The organism is Curtobacterium sp. 260, assembly GCF_030803485.1.
In the GTDB taxonomy this organism is placed as follows: Bacteria; Actinomycetota; Actinomycetes; order Actinomycetales; family Microbacteriaceae; genus Curtobacterium.
Genome location: NZ_JAURUY010000001.1, coordinates 226,915 through 244,448 on the forward strand (window position 1 = coordinate 226,915; position 17,534 = coordinate 244,448).

The following is a 17,534-nucleotide window of genomic DNA, read 5'->3' on the forward strand; positions in this document are numbered from 1 at the left end:
AACGTTCCCGCTCGGGTCGGCGCAGTTGCCGACTGCAACACACTGATGTGGAGATCGCATGGTTCTCGCTGCGGCGACCAACGGGATCCGGCTCGAACTGGGCTGGGTCGACTACTTGATGATCATCGTGTACTTCGCGGTGGTCATCGGCATCGGGTTCACCGCCCGCAAGCAGGTCCGGACGAGCATGGACTTCTTCCTGTCCGGCCGCTCGATGCCGGCCTGGATCACGGGCCTCGCCTTCGTGTCCGCGAACCTCGGCGCGACCGAGATCCTCGGCATGGCGGCGAACGGCGCACAGATCGGCATGGCGACGCTGCACTACTACCTCATCGGTGCCGTGCCCGCGATGGTGTTCCTCGGGCTCGTGATGATGCCCTTCTACTACGGGTCCAAGGTCCGGTCGGTGCCGGAGTTCATGCTCCGCCGCTTCGGCAAGGCGCCGCACCTGGTGAACTCGATCGCGTTCGCGGTGTCGAACGTGCTCATCGCCGGCATCAACCTCTACGCCATGGCGATCGTCATCGAGGCGATGCTCGGCTGGCCGGAGTGGCTCGCGATCCTGGTGTCCGCCGCGTTCGTGCTCGCCTACATCACCCTCGGTGGCCTGAGCAGCGCGATCTACAACGAGGTCATGCAGTTCTTCGTGATCATCGCGGGCCTCGTGCCGCTGACGATCGTCGGCCTGCACCGTGTCGGCGGGTGGGGCGGTCTCACCGAGGCCATCAAGCAGACCCAGGGCGTGCAGCACCTGCAGGCCTGGACGGGCACCGGCATCGGCGACGTCACGAACCCGATCGGGGCGAACTGGCTCGCCATCGTGCTCGGCCTCGGCTTCGTGCTCTCCTTCGGCTACTGGACGACGAACTTCACCGAGGTGCAGCGCGCGTTCTCGGCGAAGAACATGTCGGCAGCCCGCCGGACCCCGCTCATCGCGGCGATCCCGAAGCTCTTCATCCCGTTCATCGTCGTCGTGCCGGGGCTCATCGCCGCGGCCGTCGTGGGCAACCAGTTCGCCTCGGGGGAGCTGACCTACAACGACGCGATCCCGAAGCTCATCCAGATGTACCTGCCGACCGGCGTGCTCGGCATCGCCGTGACGGGTCTGCTCGCCTCGTTCATGGCGGGCATGGCGGCGAACGTCTCCTCGTTCAACACCGTCTTCACGTACGACATCTGGCAGCGGTACATCAAGCCGAACATGCCCGACCTGCACTACCTGAAGACCGGTCGCTGGGTCACGGTCGTCGGCGTGGTCGTCGGCATCGGCACGGCGTTCCTCGCCGCGCAGGCCGGCAACATCATGACCTACATGCAGACGCTGTTCTCGTTCTTCAACGCACCGCTCTTCGGCGTCTTCATCCTCGGACTGCTGTGGAAGCGGATGACCACCCAGGGCGCGCTCTGGGGCTACGTGCTCGGCATCGTGACGCCGACGATCACCTGGATCGCGTACCTCGTGAACCCGTCGCTGTTCTCGACGGCGACCGCCGAGACGATGTACGGCGCGATCATCTCGTTCGTCACGGTGCTCGTCGTCGGCGTGCTCGTCTCGCTCGCCACGAAGCCGAAGGACGTGTCGGAGCTCGGCGGCCTGGTGTACGGCGTCGGCAAGATCGACATGACCGCCGGAGCCGTCGCGACGGACACCGCCTGGTACCGCTCGCCCGCGCTGCTCGGCACCGTCGCGCTCGTGCTGTGCGTCGCCCTCTACCTGCCGTTCCTCTAGGCCCGGACCCGAAGGAGTACTCCCATGCGTGAGGACACCACGAAGCTCACCGAGGAGCAGGCGGCGCTCGTCCGCTCCACCCGCCGACTCGACCTGCGCCGCATCCTCGGCGGCCTGTTCGTGCTCTACGGCGTGATCACCACCATCGTCGGCATCGTCCACTGGGACACCGACCCCGAGAAGACCGGCGGCATCCACATCAACCTGTGGGTCGGGCTGTCGCTGCTCGTCGGCGGGCTGCTCTTCTTCCTGTGGGACCGGCTGAACCCGGTGCCCGCCGAGGACATCGTCGGGCAGGCCGAGGCCGAGGCCGACCAGCGCGCCGCAGGCGAGGGGCGCGAGCGGGTCTGACCCCGCTGCGCGCGGCTGCGCGGCTGAACGGCCCGCCAGCACGAACGGGCGTATCTGGTGGGAACGGGCGTACCGGGTCGGATCATCCGACCAGGTACGCCCGTTCTCACGATCCATCTCGGGCGTTCTGGGAAGGAACGGGCGGCCGGGACGCGGTCGGTCCCGGGACGGGACGGTTGCGCTCGACGGGCGGCTGCGCCAGGTTGGTGCTCGACGAAGGGAACCACCGTGGAGCAGATGGTGTTCATCAACCTGCCGGTCACCGACCTGGACCGGGCAGTCGGCTTCTACGAGGCGCTCGGCTACACGGTGAACCCGGAGTTCACCGACGAGACCGCCGCGTGCATCGTCGTGAGCAGCACCGTGTACGTGATGCTCCTCACGCATGCGAAGTTCCAGGAGTTCACCGACGGGACGATCGCCGCCCCCGGGACGGTCGAGGTGATCAACTCGCTGAGCGCAGCCTCGAAGGACGAGGTGCACCGCATCGTCGACGCCGCCGTCATGAGCGGCGGGAACGAGGACCGCTCGGAGACCGACCTCGGCTTCATGTACCAGCGCAGCTTCACCGACCCGGACGGCCACCGGTGGGAGTACGTCTGGATGGACCAGGCCGCGATGACGGGCGACGGCACCGACCGGTGACCCCGGGGTCGTCGGTGCGGTCGGCCAGGATGGACGCGTGAGCGACGACCCGACGATGATCTCCGACGGCCTGGTGACCGGAGAGGACGGCCTCGCGCGCCCGGTCTGGGCCGCGACCGACCCGATGCTCCGCGAGTACTACGACACCGAGTGGGGCATGCCGGTCCGCGACGAGCGCGGGGTGTTCGAGCGGTTGTCGCTCGAGGCGTTCCAGTCCGGGCTGTCCTGGCGCACGATCCTGGCCAAGCGCCCCGCGTTCCGCGCGGCCTTCGCGGACTTCGACCCGGACGTGGTCGCGGTCTTCGGGGACGACGACGTCGAGCGCCTGATGGCGGACGCCGGCATCGTCCGGAACCGGGCGAAGATCCGCGCGACGATCACGAACGCGAACGCGACGATCGCCCTGCGCGCCGACGGTGGGCTCGCCGACCTCGTGTGGTCCTTCCGGCCGGACGCGACACCGGCGCCGCGGACGATCGCCGAGGTCCCGACGACGAGCGAGGCGTCCGTGGCGCTGTCGACGGCCCTGCGGAAGCGCGGGTTCGCGTTCGTCGGGCCCACGACGATGCACGCCCTGATGGAGGCACTCGGCATCGTCGACACGCACCTGGTCGGCAGTCACCGACGCGGCACGTCCGGCGTCTGGGCCTCACAGGCCGCGATCAGTCGAGCGGGAGCTGCATCTGCGTCGCGGTGACGCGGTAGCCGAGCGCGGCGTACAGGTCCTGCGCGCCCGTGTTGTACCCGAACACGTTGAGCCCGATGCTCGTGGCGCCGTGCTCACGGGCGACCCGCTGCCCGGCCTCGAGCGCCCGTCGGGCGTGACCGCGGCGACGGAACGGCTCGTCGACCTCGACGTCGAACACCCACCACTCGGTGCTGCCCGACGAGAACGGTCCGATCCAGAGGTACCCCACGACGGCGTCCGCGTCGTCGACGAGGTCCCAGACGAAGTGGTCGGGCAGGGGTGCCCCGTCCGGGAACCACTGGTCGAGCGACCGCTGCTCGTTCGCCTCGGCCTGCTCGCGGGTCTCACCGGCCCGCATGCGCGATCCGACGTACTCCGCCATCGTGCGGTCCAGCCAGGCCGGGAGGCGCGTGGCCGGCATCGGGACGAGCCGCGTGTCCGTCACCGGTTGCCCTTGGACCCGCGTTTCGGCTTGCCGTTGCCGAGTCGCTGGGTGCCCGGTCGTCCGGTCCCGCGCGGCTTGCGCGCGCCCTTGCCGCCCGCCTTGCCGCCGGCGGCCTGCTTCGCGGTGGCCTTGCCACCACCGGCGCGGGCGGTGCTGCCGCGACCGGCTCCGGAGCCGTCCCGCGTGCCGCGCGAGCCGGCGTCGTCGGCGTTCGTCGTGCCTCCCGGTCGGTCGGCGGCGTTCCGCGAGCTGTTGGCGGTGCGACCGCGCACGACACCGATGAACTCCTCGGTGGTGTCGGAGGCGTCCGCGTCGCGCCAGACGAGGGCGATCCGGGTGCCCGCTGCGCCGTCGAGGGGCTTCGCCACCAGGTCCTTGCGGCTGGCCGCGCGGAAGAGGGACTGGGGGAGCACGACGACCCCGACGTTCGCCTCGACCAGGTCGAGGGCGGCGGACACGTCCTCCGGCACGGGCCCGGCGTCGACGACGTGCACGTCGGCCAGGTCGGCCTCGGTCACCACGTCGGAGGAGGCGAGGGACGCGTCCTTCGGCATCGCGACGACGGCCGTCTCGGTCCAGAGCGGGATGGCGTTGAGGTGGGCGCCGACGGGCATCCGGGCGAAGGCCATGTCGGCCTCGCCGGTGAGCGCGTCGTCGACGTCGGTCGGTCCGATCGGCAGCAGGCCGAGCTCGGCGTCCGGGAAGCGTTCCCGCCAGACCCGGACCCACTTCGCGGGGGAGACCCCCGGGACGAAGGCGATGGTGAGGGCCGCGGTCATGCAACCGAGTGTAGGGGCCGTACCCTGGTACGCATGGCGCAGGAACAGACGATGAAGCCCGAGACGGCTGCGAAGAAGCTCGGCATCCTGCTGGCGGCAGCCCCGGAGTCGTTCCGCGCGGAGCCGGTCACCCGGACCGCCTTCGACGAGCTCCGCACGCAGCCGCCGGCGTGGCTCGAGGAACTCCGTCGCGAAGGGCCGCACCCGCGTCCGGTCGTCGCGCAGAAGCTCGGCGTGTCGATCTCCGGCCTCGTGCGTGCCGGGGTCGAGGAGCCCCTGACCACCGCCGAGGTCAAGGCCCTCCTGCAGGAGATGCCCGAGTGGCTCGTGCGTGAGCGTGCGACGCAGGCCGAGGTGCACGCCGAGAACGCCCGCGTGAAGCAGGAGCGTGCCGACAAGGCCGCTGCGCGCGCCCAGGACTGACCGACCGGACCGACCCGGACGCCGCTCGCCGTGACCGCCGTGCACGAGACCGTCGCCGACGCGATGCTCGTCGTGCCGCAGTTCGCGTCGGTCTGCTGCATCGTGGGGGACCGCTACCGGCCCCGACCGGGTGTGATCGTCCCCGCCGCGGTGATGCTCGTGGCGATGGTGCTCCCCGTCGTGCAGGCGGGCGCCTCGTGGACGCTGCTGGCCGCGGCGACGCTGCTGCTCCTCGCGCCGCTGCCCGTGCTGCGGCGCCGTCGGCCGGACGGGCGTCGGGCGGAGCCGATGGACGTGCACCGGGCACTGTCGTCGGTCGTGATGGCCGGCATGCTCCTGATGGGGCACGCGACCGGGCTGTCCGACGGGCACGCCGGACACGGGATCGCGCTCTCCGCGGTCCTCGGAGCCGGTGTGATCGGCTACTGCGCGTTCAGCGGGTGGCTGCTCCGGTACGAGTGGGCGCGCGAGGACCGTCGAGCCGTCCGCAGCGGCGAGGTCTTCGCGATGACGGTCGCCGTGGTCGGGATGACGCTGGCGATGTAGCGCGGGGGTCGACCAGCGGTAACGTCGGGGCGTGTCCGACCGAACCGTCCGTCGCCCCGATCCCGCACCGCGCCTCGACGAGGTCGACGAGCGCATCCTCTGGACCCTCGCCGGCGACGCCCGGATGCCGAACAACCGGCTGGCCGCCGCGGTCGGGGTCGCGCCGTCCACGTGCCTGACGCGGGTGCGCGCGCTCGAGGACGCCGGGGTGATCCGCGGCTACCGGGCCGACGTCGACGTCGCGAAGCTCGGGTTCGCGATCGAGGCGATGGTGTCCGTCCGGGTGCACGCCGCGGCCCGGCACGAGCTGCGCGACTTCGCGAAGCGCCTGCTCCGGGTGCCCGTCGTGCAGGACGTGGCGTTCCTCGCCGGCGACAAGGACTTCCTCGTGCACATCGCCTGCACGTCGACGGAGCAGCTGCGGGACTTCGTCGCCGACGAGCTGAGCGGGGACCCCGCCGTCGCGACGACGCAGACGAACATCGTGTTCGAGCGGCTCGTCGCGGACCGCGCGCACCAGGGGCGGTCGTTCGACGAGCTCCGCCGCTGGCGCGCCTGACCCGGGCGACGAGCTGCGGCGCCGGCGAGCCTGATCCGGGCCGACGACGTCGCACCGACCCGGGACGCGGACGACAGTGCGCTCAGCGGGTGCGCGTCATCGGGACGTGCGGGATCGCGTCCTCGAGGAAGTCGTCGCCGGACCGCACGAAACCGAACCGGCCGTACCACTGCTCGAGGTGCGCCTGCGCGTTGATCGCGATCGACGACGAGCGGGACTCGGCGATCGCCGCCTCCATGAGCTGCGCCCCGAGCCCCTGCGACCGCGCGTGCCGGGCGGTGGCGACGCGGCCGATGCGCTCGGTGCCGTCGTCCTCGCGGAGCAGCCGGAGCGTGGCGTCCACCGAGCCCTGACCTGCCCAGAACTGCACCGTGCCCGGCTCGAGGTCGCGACCGTCGATGTCCGGGTAGGCGCACTCCTGCTCGACGACGAACACGTCCTGTCGGAGCCGCAGGATCTCGTGCAGCGTCACGATGTCGAGGTTGCGCGTCGGGGCGGAGAAGATCGAGACCACGTGCGGCCTTTCCTGAGAATTTCTTCCGTGACCGGTTCCGGTCCGGGATCGATCGGCGTACAGTGCCGGTCAACCACTCTACGTGCGCAGCCGAGATCAGGAGGTGAGCGCATGGACCAGCCGTTGCGCGACCCCTGGGGCGCGCTGCTCCGGACCGCCCTCGTGGGCGTCGGGGTCGCCGCTGCGCTCGTGCTGCTCTCGCTGCTCCTCGGTGCCCGTCCGGCGGCAGCAGCCGAGGGGGCTCCGCAGCAGCGCGGGCTGGTCAGCGGGCTGGTCCAGGACGTCGGCGACACCGTGCAGGGAGCGACGCAGGCCGTCGACAGTGCGGTCGCCCCCGTGCGGCAGGCCGTCGCACCGCCCGCCGCTGCCCCGGTGCCAGCGGCTCCGGCTCCCGCAGCTCCGGCTCCCGCAGCCCCCGCTGCTCCGGCTCCCGTCGCTCCGACCACCCAGCAGACGACGACCGCACAGCAGACGCCGGCGGCCCAGCAGGCCCCGACCACGCCGCAGGCGTCGCCGACTCCGCCGACCGGCACCGCCGCGATCCCGGCCACGCCGACGACCGCCGGTGGTGAGGACGTGGCGAGCAGTGCCTCCCGGCCGCTCACCGACACCCTCACCGGCACCCTCCGCCCCGTCACCGAGACGGTGCAGACGGTCACGGGAGCACGGCCCGTCACGGGCGTCGTCGACACGGTCGACAGCGTGGTCGGCGCCCTCCCGGTGACCCGCGACCTGCTCGGTGACGACACCGTCGGCACCGTCACCGCGCCGGTCACCGGAGCGGTCGACGACGTGGTCGACGGTGTCGGGACGACCGTCGGATCGCTGCCCGGCACGGTCGAGCAGGTCCTCCCGCCCGTCGAGGACGCGCTCCCGGTCCTGCCGCTCCCGGTGACGCCGGTCCTGCCGCTCCCGGTGACGCCGGTCCTGCCGCTCCCGGTGACGCCGGTCCTGCCGCTCCCCGTCACGCCGGCCCCGCTGCCGCCCCTCCTGCCGGGAGGCACGGCGCCCGTCCCCGGGACCGCGCCGACCCCGGTGGGCGGCACGGACGAGCAGCCGGTGCGCGTCCGGCACGACGCGCCCACCCCAGCCTCCGCCGTCGCCGTGGACGGCGCCAGCGGCCCACTGACGGTGGCCGGTGTCCCGGCAGTGCCGGGTGACGTCGCACGCGACGTCGCTCCGGCCACCGAGCACGTGGCGGTCGCCACCGTCGTCGGTGCTGCCGCCCCGGCCGCTCCGGTGCCGGCCGCGGCGACCGTCGGCGGGGCTGCGCTGCTCGTCCCGGCGGACGGCGACGGCCACGACGGCCTCCCGTCCGGCCCGGGCGTCTCCGGTGCCGCGGGCGGTGCCACCTCCGGCTCCGCGGGCGCCGCGCCCGTCGGGCTCGACGGCACCTCCGGTGTCCGGTTCTCCCTCGCCGTGGGGTCACGCGGCAGCCTCGCCGACGACGTGGTCCCCGCGTCCGTCGTCGGCGACCACGACGTCGCTCCTGACTGAGATCGGTGCGCCTGTCCAGCACGGCAGGCACGCACCACCCGACCGCGATCGCGGTCGGAGGACAGATCTCGATCAGTGAGGAACGAACGACCATGAACAAGTACGTCTCGAGAGGGCTCTGGTTCACCCTCTTCGTCGGCGGCCTGACGCTCGGGGGGACCGCGGTGGCGAACGCCGCCACGACCTCCGGTGACGACGGCCTCCTGTCCGGCACCCAGGTGGCGCCGTCGATCAGTGCCCCGGTGTCCGTCTCCGGGAACGCCCTCGGGGTGCTCGGCGACGCCGTGTCCACGACTGGCTCGGCTCCGGCTGCTCCGGCTGCTCCGGCTCCCGCTCCGGCTGCTCCGGCCCCGGCTCCTGCCCCTGCCCCGGCCACCTCGGGTGACGACGGCATCGCGTCCGGCACCCAGGTCGCGCCCGTCGTGACGGCACCGGTGCAGGCGACCGGCAACGCGGTCGCCGTGGCGGGCGACGCCGTGGCGACCGCTCCGGCACCCGCTCCGGCACCGTTACCCGCCCCGGCTCCTGCTCCTGCTCCGACGACGACCGGCTCGGACGCTGTCGCGTCGGGGACGCAGGTCGTCGGTGACGTCACAGCTCCGGTGTCGGTCACCGGCAACGCCGTCGGTGTCGCGGGTGACGCGGAAGCCGCTCCGGCGTCCGCTCCGGCCGCGGCGACGAGCAGCCCGGCGGTCCCGGAACCGGCAGCCGAGCCGGTGACGTCCGGTTCGGACGGCATCGCGTCCGGGACGCAGGTCGCCCCGGTCGTGTCCGTCCCCGTGACCGTCGGCGGCAACGGCATCGGGGTGCTCGGTGACGGCTCCGCGACGGGGACGGCGCCGAGCGCTGCCCCGGGTTCGGGTTCGGGTTCGACTCCGACCGCGGGTGGCACGACGTCCGGTGACGACGCTGTGCTCGGTGGCACGCAGGTGTCACCGATCGTCGACCTGCCGATCACGATCGGCGGGAACGGCATCGGCCTCGTCGGAGACGGCACCAGCACCGGCACCGGCACGACCGGCACCGGCGGGGGTCCGGGTTCGACACCGGTCGCGGGTGGCACGACGTCCGGTGACGACGCTGTGCTCGACGGCACGCAGGTGTCACCGATCGTCGACCTGCCGATCACGATCGGCGGGAACGGCATCGGCGTCGTCGGTGACGGCACCAGCACCGGCACCGGGACGACCGGCACCGGTTCGGGTCCGGGTTCGACCCCGGTCGCGGGTGGCACGACGTCCGGTGACGACGGCGTGGGCTCCGGGACGCAGGTCGCCCCGGTGGTCTCGATCCCGGTGACCGTCGGTGGGAACGGCATCGGCGTCGTCGGTGACGGCACCAGCACCGGCACCGGCATCGGCACGACCGGCACCGGCTCGGATTCGACCCCGGTCGCGGGTGGCACGACCTCCGGTGACGGCGGTCTGCTCGGCGGGACGCAGGTGATCCCCGTGATCAGTGTGCCGATCACCGTCGGCGGGAACGGCATCGGCATCGTCGGTGACGGCACCAGCACCACGACCCCGGGCACGAACCCGGGTACCGACCCGGGCACCGATCCCGGTACGGACCCGGGCACTGACCCCGGTACGGACCCGGGAACCGACCCCGGTACGGACCCGGGGACCGACCCCGGTACGGACCCGGGCGCTGACCCCGGTACGAACCCGGGAACCGAACCCGGTACGGACCCGGGGACCGACCCCGGCACGGACCCGGGCGTGACGCCCGGTGACACGACGGGCGGGACGACCCCCGGCACCTCGGTGCCGGAGGCGACCACCGTCCCGGTCGCGAGCACGGAGGTCACCGCGGCCGGCGCGGTCACGGCGACCAGCGCCTCCCGGTCGACCGTGGCGTCCTCGACGGGGACGACCGCCGCTGCTGCGCCGGCGGCGCAGCCGGAGCTCGCGTACACCGGAGCCGGCTCGCAGACGGTCCCGGCGGGCATCGCGTTCCTGCTCCTGCTCCTCGGAGCCGGCGTGCTCGTGCTCCGCAGGCGCACCGCCTGACACCAGGGAGTCGGAGGGGCGTCGTCCGCGGCGCCCCTCCGACCCGTGTCCGCGAACCGGATGCCGCTGTGGAGCGCCTGGAGCATCCCTGGGAGCAATCAGTGCCCAACCTGTGCGCAGTGGAAGCGCTTCCGAGGCTGTGCGGCAGCGGTGCGGGGCCACGATGAACCCGTGCTCCACGAACTCCTCCGCGTCCCGATCACCGGCAGCCGCCTGCTCGTCCCGGTGTACGTCCTCGCAGCCCTCCTCGCCGGGTGGGTCCTGGTCGGTCCGGTGCACGAGCGGCACCGGCTGCGTCGTGCCGCGGTCCGGGTCGGGGGAGCGGCGGTCGGAGCGGCGATCGGCCTCGTCGCCGTGTGGTGGACCGGCGACGTGCAGGACGACTTCGGCGTGCAGTTCACCCCGGTCACCCGGATGTGGGTGGCGTTCGCGTTCGCGGGTGTGGCGCTCCTGCTCGTCGTGGCGGTGCAGGGCGGGTGGCTCGCACGGGTCCTCGCCGTCGCCGCTGCCGGTGCGCTCGTGCTGTCGGCGGGCCTCGGCGTCAACGTGGACTTCGGGTTCTACAAGAACATCGAGCAGGCCGTCGCGACCAACCCCTACCGGAGCCGGGACCTGCCGCCGCTGTCGGACCCGGGGTCGCACCTCGAGGTCGACGCGGCGGACTGGCACGCGCCGGCGGGCATGCCGTCGAAGGGCGAGACCATCAGCGTGACGATCCCGGGGACGGTGTCGCACTTCCGGGCGCGCAAGGCAGTGGTCTGGCTCCCGCCGGCCGCACAGGTGGCCCACCCGCCGCGGCTGCCCGTCCTCGTCGCGCTCTCCGGGCAGCCCGGGCAACCGGCCGACATGTTCCAGACCGGCGACCTCGGCAGCTTCCTCGACCGCTACGCAGCCGCGCACCACGGCCTCGCCCCGATCGTCGTGTCGCCGGACCAGCTCGCGGCGCCGAACCGGAACCCGATGTGCGTGGACTCGCGGCGCCTCGGCAGGAGCGCCACCTACGTCATGACGGACACGGTGCACTGGATCGAGCGGCACCTGCCGGTCGCCAGCGGAGCAGGAGCCTGGGGCATCCTCGGGTTCTCGCAGGGCGCGACGTGCACGATGCAGTTCTCCACCGAGCACCCCGACGTCTTCGGTGCCGCCCTGGCGATCTCGAGCGAGCTCGCCCCGGTGACCGGTGACGCGCAGCGGAGCACCGCGCTGGCGTTCGGTGGTTCGGCTGCCGCCTACCGTGCCGCGGCGCCCGTCGCGATCATGGCGGCGCACGGGCCGTACCACGACCACCTCACCGTCTTCGGCTACGGTCAGGACGACGCCCCCTACCGGGCGTCGACCGAGACCCTGCACGCCGCAGCGGTCCGTGCGGGCATGCAGACGCAGGTCATCGTGTCGCCCGGTTCGGCGCACGACTGGAACACCGTGCGGTACGTGCTGGCCCACGGACTGCCGGTCGTCCTGGCACACCTCGGTCTCCCGCAGGAGGACGGTGCGCTGTGAGCAGGACCACGTCAGGAGCGGCCGCCCTCGGGTCGCGGATCGTCAGGTCGACCCGGCGGCACCCGGTCACGGCGGTCGTCGTCGTCCTCGTGCTCCTCACCTCGATCGCGGGCCTCGTCGTCCGCGTCGTCGGGCACACCGGCTCCCTGGACACCGTGCACTTCGGACCCTTCCGGGTCTTCGCCGTCACCACCGGGGCGCTGGCGCTCGTCCTCACCCTCGCCGGTGTCGTGGCGCTCGTCGGGGCGTCGGAGCGACTGATGGGCAGCAGGCGGACGGCCCTCGCGTTCGTCGTGACCACCGTCGTCGGCACGGGGCTCGGCGCCCTCACCGCCCTCGTCGACCAGGACGGCCGCGCGGCCGGCGCGCTGCTGCTCGGACGCGCGACGAGCTTCGACCCGTGGACGGCCATCGTCGGGACGATCGTCACCGCGAGCGCGTTCGCCGGCCCGCTGTGGCGCCGACGGATCCGGGTCAACGTCGTCGCCGTCGTCGCCGCGCTGCTGCTGTACGCCGGACACGCCTCGGACCTCTATGCATCGCTCGCGGCGGCGGCCGGGTGGCTGCTCGGCGACCTGCTCCGCCGAGGCCCCGCCCGGATCGGCTGGACCCGGAGCTCGCACCGCGAGACCCGGGTCCTGCTCGGCACCGTGGTCCTCGTGTCGGCCGTGGGTCCGGTCATCGCGCTCCTCTCCCGTGCCCGTGTCGGGCTCCTGGCCCCGCTCGCGGCCGTCGTCGGCACCGGGCCGGTCACTCACGTCCACGGCTGCCACGCGGGCAGCGCGTCGGGCGAGTGCCTGCGGGGGCTGCTGGCGTACCGGGCCACCGACCCATGGACGCTCGTGCTCGCGGTCGCACCGCTCCTCGTGCTCCTCGTCGCCGGCCTCGGGCTGTTCCGGGGGAGTCGCTTCGCGGTCTGGCTCGCCGTGGTCGTCGACGTCGTGCTCGCCGTCGCGGCCGCCGTGACCTACGGGCTCCTGCCCGCCGGGGCAGCGGAGCTGCACGGGGCCGAGAACCGGTTCGTGGTCACCGTCTCGGTGACCGCCTCCGTCGTCGTGCCGCTCGCCACCGCGCTCGTGCTCGTGCTGCTCCGCCGTTCGTTCACGGTGCTGCCCGCACGGCGACGCGTCGTGACCTTCGCCGTGGTCGTCCTCGTCGCACTCGGCGTGGTGACGACCGTCGTGCTCGTCACCGCGGCGTCCACGCGGGAGACGGTCGCGGACCCGCTGCGGCTCGTCGTCGCGGCGCTCGGACCGCTGTCGCCCGTGGTGTTCTGGGACCGGCTGGCGTCCCTCGACCCGGCGCTGCGCTTCGTGCTCGGCGCCGCTGGCCCGGTGCTCTGGCTGGTCGTGGCCGGTGCCGCCGTCCGTCCCACGGGCGCTGTCGAGCCGGACGCCGACGTCGACGGACTCCGCGAGAGCCGACTCCGCGCCCGCACGCTGCTCGAGGCCGCCGGCGGCGACACCTTCGGGTGGATGACCACCTGGCAGGGCAACGCGTACTGGTTCAGCGAGGACGGCCGCGCCGGTGTCGCGTTCCGCCGCAACGGCCGGGTCGCGGTGACGGTCGGCGGTCCCTTCGGGTGGCCGGACGCCCGCGACGCGGCGATGGTCGCGTTCGCGCGGTGGTGCGACGACAACGGCTGGACCGCCGTCTTCTACGGCATCGGGACCGAGGCCGCCGGGACCCTCACCGCGCAGGGGTGGGAGACGCTGCCGGTCGCGGAGGACGCCGACCTCGACCCCCGCACGTGGACCACGAGCGGCAAGAAGAAGCAGGACGTCCGCACCGCCGTGAACAAGGCGGACCGCGAGGGCATCACCGCCCTGTGGTCCTCGTGGCAGGACCTGCCCCCGGCGACGGTCCGGCAGATCGAGGCGATCTCCGAGGAGTGGGTCTCGGAGCGCGAGCTGCCCGAGATGGGCTTCACGCTCGGCGGCGTCGACGAGATGCGTGACCCGGCGGTGCGCACGCTCGTCGCGCTCGACCCCGAGGGCACCGTCCTCGCCGTCACGAGCTGGCTGCCGAGCCACCGAGCCGGCAGGGTCGTGGGGTGGACGCTCGACGTGATGCGGCGCACGGGCGCGGCCCCGAACGGGGTGATGGAGTTCCTCGTCGCGAGTGCGGCGCAGCGGATGCGCGAGGACGGCGTCGAGCGGCTCAGCCTGTCCGCCGCACCGCTCGCGCAGTCCGCGGAGGGTGCCCCCGCGGGCGAGGGCGTGCAGGACCTGCTCGACCTGGTGGGCGGCGTGCTCGAACCGGTCTACGGGTTCCGCTCGCTGCTGCGCTTCAAGGCGAAGTTCGGGCCGGAGCTGCACCCGCTGGTGCTCGCCTACCCGGACCCGGTGGCGCTCCCGGCGATCGGTGTCGCCGTCGTGCGGGCCTACCTGCCGGACCTGTCCCTGCGGCAGGCGGTGGCGCTGGTCCGCGGGCGGAGCTGAGAACGGTCCGGCCGTGCCGGACCGACGCCGGCGTCCCGCACGCACCACGGGACGGACGGGAGGCCCGTGGCGGCGCCGCCCCGCGCCTCCCGTCCGTCCCGTGCCCGGCAGGCGTCTCCACGTCACACGGGGCAACGGCCCCGGGCGGGCGCCCGGTGTGTGGGGTATCATTTCAGTCACGCAAGCGCTCCGGGGTCGGTGCAATTCCGAACCGGTGGTGACAGTCCACGAGCTGACGCAGGGTGCGAACCCCGCCGATGTTGACCCGGCGGAACTCCGGGACCGACGGTGAGAGTCCGGACGGGAGGAAGCGCTGGCGGGCAGGACGTGCCCTCGTACCCGGGGTTCCACGACCCGTCCGTCCATGCCGACGATCGTCGAGCACCCCCGGAGTCCCGTTGAGAGGACACCAGTGTTCACCGGCATCATCGAGGAACTCGGCACCGTCACCGCCGTCGAGCAGCACGGCGACTCCGTCGCGCTCACCGTCCGCGGCCCGAAGGTCGTCGCCGACGCGCGGCACGGCGACTCCATCGCCACGAGCGGCGTCTGCCTGACCGTGGTCGAGCAGACGGACGAGACCTTCACCGCCTTCGTCATGAAGCAGACGCTCGACATGAGCGCGCACGGCGCGCTCGATGTGGGTGATCGACTGAACCTGGAGCGAGCGGCCTCGGTCGGCGACCGACTGGGCGGCCACATCGTGCAGGGGCACGTCGACGGCACCGCCACGGTGCTCGAGACCGCCGACGGTGACGGCTGGCGGCGCGTCCGGTTCTCGCTCACCCCCGACCTCAGCCCGCTCGTCGTCGACAAGGGGTCGGTCGCGATCGACGGCGTCTCGCTCACGGTCAGCGCCGTCTCCGCCGAGGACGTCCCGCCGACCGATGCCTGGTTCGAGGTCAGCCTCATCCCGGAGACACTCGAGGCCACGACGCTCGGTACCCGCGTGCCCGGCGACCGGGTCAACATCGAGACCGACGTCCTCGCGCGACACGTCCGCCGCATGCTGCGGCTCGACGCCGCGACGGCGCCCGTCCTGGAGGCACGGTGACCGCCGTCGGGACCCCGGACGCCGCGCAGGTGACCGGCCCGGCGCTGTCGCGCATCGAGGACGCGGTTGCCGCGATCGCCGCGGGCCGTCCCGTCATCGTCGCCGACGACGAGCACCGCGAGAACGAGGGCGACGTCATCCTGTCCGCCGAGCTCGCGACGCCCGAGTGGGTCGCGTGGACGGTCGCCCACTCGTCCGGGTTCATCTGCGCACCGGTGAGCGCCGAGATCGCCGACGCACTCGACCTGCCCCCGATGGTCGCGCACAACGAGGACGTCCGCGGCACGGCCTACACCGTGACGGTCGACGCGGCCGTGGGCGTCACGACGGGCATCAGCGCTCACGACCGGGCGCGCACGCTCCGGGTGCTCGCCGACCAGGCCTCTGTGCGCGACGATCTGCACCGGCCCGGACACGTCGTCCCCCTGCGGGCACGGCCCGGGGGCGTCCGCGAGCGTGCCGGGCACACCGAAGCTGCGATCGAACTGGTCACCGCAGCCGGGCTCCGGCCCGCGGCGGCGATCTGCGAGATCGTCGGCGAGGACGGCGAGATGATGCGTCTGCCGGGCCTCGTCGAACTCGGGGCGCGCGAGGGCGTGCCCGTCATCACCATCGCCGCACTCGTCGAGTGGCTCGAGGCGGCAGACCGGGCGGCGGCGGAGTCCGCACCCCAGGAGGGAACGACACGATGAGCGGAGCAGGAGCGGCTGAGCGCGACCACGTCGACGGGACGGGCGTCCGGGTGGCGATCGTGACCGGGCAGTGGCACGAGACGATCGCCGGGGGCCTCCTCGCAGGAGCCCAGCGGGAGGTGCAGCGCCTCGGCGCCACCGCACAGGTCGTCCCGGTGCCGGGGAGCTTCGAGCTGCCGGTCGTCGCGAAGGCGGCGCTCGAGAGCGGGTTCGACGCGGTCGTCGCCCTCGGGGTGATCATCCGCGGGGGCACCCCGCACTTCGAGTACGTGTCGAGTGCGGCGACGGACGGCCTGACGAGCGTCGCGCTGCAGACCGGCAAGCCCGTCGGCTTCGGCGTGCTGACGCTGGACGACGAGCAGCAGGGCATCGACCGCGCCGGTCTGCCCGGGTCGAAGGAGGACAAGGGCGCCGAGGCCGCGCACGCCGCGATCGCCACGGCCCTCTCGCTGCGGAGCCTGCGCCAGATGGCCTGACCCGCGACGCTGAGGAGCGGCCGAGCGGGCACGAGCCCTGCGGGGCAGCAGGGTCACCTCCTCGCGCCCACCGCACAACGGGAAGCACCTCGCGCCACGCAACTGCGTGGCGCGAGGTGCTTCCCGTTGTGCGGTGCAGTTGCAACCACGACGTGCTCGTGCCCGTCCGACCGCCCGTCCGACCGCCGTCCCGACCGCCCGTCCGCCACGGCGCCCGCACGGACGACGACGGCCCCGCACCCTCCGGAGAGGTGCGGGGCCGTCGCGGTACGGCTGTGGTTACTTCTTGCCGAAGACGTGGATCGGCAGGAAGAACGAGAGGCTCATGAGGACGAGGCCGCCCATGAAGACGAAGGCCTGGCCCGACTGCACCTGGAACGCGAACCCGAACAGGTACATCGACACCAGCAGCAGCAGGATCGAGAAGAAAGCGGCGATGACGCGGCCCACGGTGGTACCTCCGGTTCGAGCGGGTGGATCGGGACCAGTCTATCCCCAGGAAGGAGCAGACCGGTTCACGGACGTCCGGGAGACGCCGACGTCAGGCTGCGGGCCGGGTCGCGATGAGCCGGTCGACGACCGCGAGCAGGGCGTCCATGTCGACGGTGCCGCGGTTCGGGCGGACGTCGGTCGCGATCGCGGCGCCGAGGGACGCCTGGTGGTAGAGCCCGTCGCCGAGCAACTTGACCGCCTGCGCCGTGGGGACGTCCCCGAGCGCATCGACCAGGGTCTCCAGCCACGCGTTCTCGGTCTCGTCGAGGGTGCGCCCGGCCTCCTCGTACCCGGCCTGCTGCAGCCGGCTGGCCGCGAGCAGGGCGAGGTCGAGCTCGCTGCCCACGAAGAGGCAGTTGCGCACGAAGTACCGCGCCGCGCCGTCCTCGGCGTCGCGCATGCGGTCGACGTCGATGGCGGACAGGTCGGACAGGCGCTCGCACAGCCCCTCGACCAGCGCTGCCTTCGACCCGAAGTGGTAGAGCAGCCCGCCCTTCGAGACACCGGCCCGCGCGGCGACGGCGTCGAGGGTCGCCGGACGCTCGCCCTCCTCGCACACGATGGCGACGAAGCTGTCCAGGACACGGTCTCGGGCACTTGCCATGCGGACGAGTCTAGGGAACCGTCCGGACCGTGACGACCGCCGGGTTCCGTGAACGTTCACGAACGGGTTGTCCCGCAGCATCTGCGC

At 72.9% G+C, this 17,534-nt stretch carries 18 protein-coding genes, 1 pseudogene and 1 riboswitch; of the genes and pseudogenes, 14 read left to right on the top strand and 5 right to left on the bottom strand.

All coding sequences use genetic code 11. From position 1 onward, the window contains the following. The first annotated feature begins 58 nt into the window (after window positions 1-58). The 4 genes from J2X59_RS01075 to J2X59_RS01090 all read left to right on the top strand — a co-directional run bounded on the left by J2X59_RS01075 (window position 59) and on the right by J2X59_RS01090 (window position 3,422). On the top strand, window positions 59-1,729 hold the full coding sequence (locus J2X59_RS01075) for a sodium:solute symporter family protein (RefSeq protein WP_066655354.1): 1,671 nt from the start codon (window positions 59-61) through the stop codon (window positions 1,727-1,729). Between the two features lie 24 nt (window positions 1,730-1,753). After that, window positions 1,754-2,080, top strand: coding sequence for a hypothetical protein (locus J2X59_RS01080; protein WP_194074877.1), 327 nt, complete (start codon window positions 1,754-1,756; stop codon window positions 2,078-2,080). Window positions 2,081-2,317: 237 nt separating this feature from the next. Beyond that, complete coding sequence (locus tag J2X59_RS01085; protein ID WP_326495572.1) at window positions 2,318-2,725, top strand: VOC family protein; 408 nt, start codon at window positions 2,318-2,320, stop codon at window positions 2,723-2,725. Window positions 2,726-2,780: 55 nt separating this feature from the next. After that, window positions 2,781-3,422, top strand: a complete 642-nt coding sequence (locus J2X59_RS01090) for a DNA-3-methyladenine glycosylase I (RefSeq protein ID WP_326495573.1) — start codon at window positions 2,781-2,783, stop codon at window positions 3,420-3,422. On the opposite strand, the gene J2X59_RS01095 is transcribed toward J2X59_RS01090, so the two are convergent. Continuing rightward, a complete protein-coding gene (locus J2X59_RS01095; RefSeq protein WP_326495415.1) occupies window positions 3,388-3,858 on the bottom strand; it encodes a GNAT family N-acetyltransferase in 471 nt (156 codons plus the stop codon). The genes J2X59_RS01090 and J2X59_RS01095 overlap by 35 nt on opposite strands. Beyond that, complete coding sequence (locus J2X59_RS01100; protein WP_326495416.1) at window positions 3,855-4,637, bottom strand: LysR family transcriptional regulator substrate-binding protein; 783 nt, start codon at window positions 4,635-4,637, stop codon at window positions 3,855-3,857. The genes J2X59_RS01095 and J2X59_RS01100 overlap by 4 nt, the downstream gene beginning before the upstream one ends. 33 nt (window positions 4,638-4,670) lie before the next feature. On the opposite strand from J2X59_RS01100, the gene J2X59_RS01105 reads away from it, so the two are divergent. From J2X59_RS01105 to J2X59_RS01115, 3 genes are read left to right on the top strand one after another with little or no spacing between them, the layout of a single operon-like run. Then, a complete protein-coding gene (locus tag J2X59_RS01105; protein ID WP_066655342.1) occupies window positions 4,671-5,060 on the top strand; it encodes a DUF5997 family protein in 390 nt (129 codons plus the stop codon). Between the two features lie 30 nt (window positions 5,061-5,090). Beyond that, entirely contained in the window at window positions 5,091-5,606 is a 516-nt protein-coding gene (locus J2X59_RS01110; RefSeq protein WP_066655339.1) for a hypothetical protein, read from the top strand. Between the two features lie 31 nt (window positions 5,607-5,637). Beyond that, entirely contained in the window at window positions 5,638-6,165 is a 528-nt protein-coding gene (locus J2X59_RS01115; protein ID WP_066655337.1) for an Lrp/AsnC family transcriptional regulator, read from the top strand. A gap of 82 nt (window positions 6,166-6,247) precedes the next feature. Here J2X59_RS01115 and J2X59_RS01120 read toward each other — a convergent pair whose 3' ends face one another. Further along, a complete protein-coding gene (locus J2X59_RS01120; protein WP_126892230.1) occupies window positions 6,248-6,679 on the bottom strand; it encodes a GNAT family N-acetyltransferase in 432 nt (143 codons plus the stop codon). A 111-nt stretch (window positions 6,680-6,790) separates the two neighbouring features. On the opposite strand from J2X59_RS01120, the gene J2X59_RS01125 reads away from it, so the two are divergent. The 7 genes and pseudogenes from J2X59_RS01125 to ribH all read left to right on the top strand — a co-directional run bounded on the left by J2X59_RS01125 (window position 6,791) and on the right by ribH (window position 16,351). Further along, complete coding sequence (locus tag J2X59_RS01125) at window positions 6,791-8,176, top strand: hypothetical protein (RefSeq protein ID WP_326495417.1); 1,386 nt, start codon at window positions 6,791-6,793, stop codon at window positions 8,174-8,176. A gap of 92 nt (window positions 8,177-8,268) precedes the next feature. Next, window positions 8,269-10,188: a hypothetical protein gene (locus tag J2X59_RS01130; RefSeq protein ID WP_326495418.1), complete on the top strand. Its 1,920-nt coding sequence runs from the start codon at window positions 8,269-8,271 to the stop codon at window positions 10,186-10,188. A gap of 171 nt (window positions 10,189-10,359) precedes the next feature. Continuing rightward, the gene (locus tag J2X59_RS01135) at window positions 10,360-11,688 is read left to right on the top strand and encodes an alpha/beta hydrolase (protein ID WP_326495419.1); all 1,329 of its coding nucleotides are present in this window, start codon (window positions 10,360-10,362) and stop codon (window positions 11,686-11,688) included. Further along, window positions 11,685-14,129, top strand: coding sequence for a bifunctional lysylphosphatidylglycerol flippase/synthetase MprF (locus J2X59_RS01140; RefSeq protein WP_326495420.1), 2,445 nt, complete (start codon window positions 11,685-11,687; stop codon window positions 14,127-14,129). The genes J2X59_RS01135 and J2X59_RS01140 overlap by 4 nt, the downstream gene beginning before the upstream one ends. A 182-nt stretch (window positions 14,130-14,311) precedes the next feature. Next, a riboswitch (FMN riboswitch) is annotated at window positions 14,312-14,445 on the top strand. A 96-nt stretch (window positions 14,446-14,541) separates the two neighbouring features. Further along, window positions 14,542-15,183 carry a riboflavin synthase gene (locus J2X59_RS01145; RefSeq protein ID WP_326495421.1) on the top strand — a complete coding sequence of 214 codons (642 nt, stop codon included), beginning with the start codon at window positions 14,542-14,544 and terminating at the stop codon, window positions 15,181-15,183. Between the two features lie 29 nt (window positions 15,184-15,212). Beyond that, a pseudogene (ribB, locus tag J2X59_RS01150) lies at window positions 15,213-15,851 on the top strand (3,4-dihydroxy-2-butanone-4-phosphate synthase); the annotation flags it as partial. A gap of 20 nt (window positions 15,852-15,871) precedes the next feature. Continuing rightward, window positions 15,872-16,351 (top strand): 6,7-dimethyl-8-ribityllumazine synthase, encoded by a 480-nt coding sequence (gene ribH, locus J2X59_RS01155; protein ID WP_066655326.1) that lies wholly within the window; start codon window positions 15,872-15,874, stop codon window positions 16,349-16,351. A 279-nt stretch (window positions 16,352-16,630) separates the two neighbouring features. Here ribH and J2X59_RS01160 read toward each other — a convergent pair whose 3' ends face one another. Both J2X59_RS01160 and J2X59_RS01165 read right to left on the bottom strand, forming a co-directional pair. After that, window positions 16,631-16,801, bottom strand: a complete 171-nt coding sequence (locus tag J2X59_RS01160; RefSeq protein ID WP_153257430.1) for a hypothetical protein — start codon at window positions 16,799-16,801, stop codon at window positions 16,631-16,633. Between the two features lie 91 nt (window positions 16,802-16,892). Further along, window positions 16,893-17,447, bottom strand: a complete 555-nt coding sequence (locus J2X59_RS01165) for a TetR/AcrR family transcriptional regulator (RefSeq protein ID WP_066655324.1) — start codon at window positions 17,445-17,447, stop codon at window positions 16,893-16,895. Between the last annotated feature and the right edge of the window lie 87 nt (window positions 17,448-17,534).

Coding starts and splice junctions, on each gene's coding strand:
- ribH (WP_066655326.1), top strand. CDS start 15,872: ATGAGCGGAGCAGGAGCGGCTGAGCGCGACCACGTCGACGGGACGGGC.
- J2X59_RS01105 (WP_066655342.1), top strand. CDS start 4,671: ATGGCGCAGGAACAGACGATGAAGCCCGAGACGGCTGCGAAGAAGCTC.
- J2X59_RS01090 (WP_326495573.1), top strand. CDS start 2,781: ATGATCTCCGACGGCCTGGTGACCGGAGAGGACGGCCTCGCGCGCCCG.
- J2X59_RS01130 (WP_326495418.1), top strand. CDS start 8,269: ATGAACAAGTACGTCTCGAGAGGGCTCTGGTTCACCCTCTTCGTCGGC.
- J2X59_RS01100 (WP_326495416.1), bottom strand. CDS start 4,637: ATGACCGCGGCCCTCACCATCGCCTTCGTCCCGGGGGTCTCCCCCGCG.
- J2X59_RS01080 (WP_194074877.1), top strand. CDS start 1,754: ATGCGTGAGGACACCACGAAGCTCACCGAGGAGCAGGCGGCGCTCGTC.
- J2X59_RS01165 (WP_066655324.1), bottom strand. CDS start 17,447: ATGGCAAGTGCCCGAGACCGTGTCCTGGACAGCTTCGTCGCCATCGTG.
- J2X59_RS01085 (WP_326495572.1), top strand. CDS start 2,318: ATGGTGTTCATCAACCTGCCGGTCACCGACCTGGACCGGGCAGTCGGC.
- J2X59_RS01125 (WP_326495417.1), top strand. CDS start 6,791: ATGGACCAGCCGTTGCGCGACCCCTGGGGCGCGCTGCTCCGGACCGCC.
- J2X59_RS01075 (WP_066655354.1), top strand. CDS start 59: ATGGTTCTCGCTGCGGCGACCAACGGGATCCGGCTCGAACTGGGCTGG.